The sequence below is a fragment of the Halorubrum sp. Atlit-26R genome (genome assembly GCF_003666015.1).
GTDB lineage: Archaea > Halobacteriota > Halobacteria > Halobacteriales > Haloferacaceae > Halorubrum.
Genome location: NZ_QPLT01000275.1, coordinates 1 through 629, shown reverse-complemented (window position 1 = coordinate 629; position 629 = coordinate 1). Strand labels below are relative to the sequence as shown.

Genomic DNA, 629 nt, shown 5'->3' with positions numbered 1-629 from the left:
GACAGCGACGTCTACAACTGCGCCGATGTCAAGGAGGCCGTTTCAGAGGCCCGGTCGTGGATCCGTGACCACGAGAAGGCCGCTGAGCGTGTCGGCGTCGACGTCGGCAATCAAGAAGGGGGTGAGCCCAATGTCTGACAGCGAGGCTGCTACTCGATGTGGAGAGTGCGGTTCCTCGCCGCTCAAGGACGGTGGGTTCCAGCTTACGCTGGAGTACCCACCTGACACAGAGGCTGATCCCGGAAGCGTGGAGCTGTCGCTTTGTGCGACGTGCGCGGACGGAATCGCCGCTACCGTCCTCGTCGAGCGGGCGCTGGCCCACGAGCTCGAGAACATCTACGCTGGCCTCCCTAACCCCCAGCCGCAGCCCCCGGCTGAGGGCGGTTCGCCATGAGCAGTACACACGTCAGTGGCGGGGTATCTGACCCCTCCTGCGAGCAGACGTGCATCGGCGTCGATGTCGGCCTTACCCGCGCATTCACAGCGGCACCGGCTGGTGGTGCTACTGAAGACGCGTTCACGATCAGCGGCTCCGCGATTCGAGAGGCAGTAGATGACCTGACTACAGCGCAGCGCCGTCTTGATGATGTTCAGTTCACCACTGAGCGCTCTGCGTGTGAAGCCTTCGC

General features: G+C 63.6%; 1 protein-coding gene and 1 pseudogene. Both read left to right on the top strand.

The features are described 5' to 3' along the window. The first annotated feature begins 130 nt into the window (after positions 1-130). Positions 131-394, top strand: a complete 264-nt coding sequence (locus DVK07_RS22535) for a hypothetical protein (protein WP_233565565.1) — start codon at positions 131-133, stop codon at positions 392-394. Next, positions 391-629, top strand: a pseudogene (locus DVK07_RS23970) (hypothetical protein); the annotation flags it as partial. The gene DVK07_RS22535 and the pseudogene DVK07_RS23970, both read left to right, overlap by 4 nt.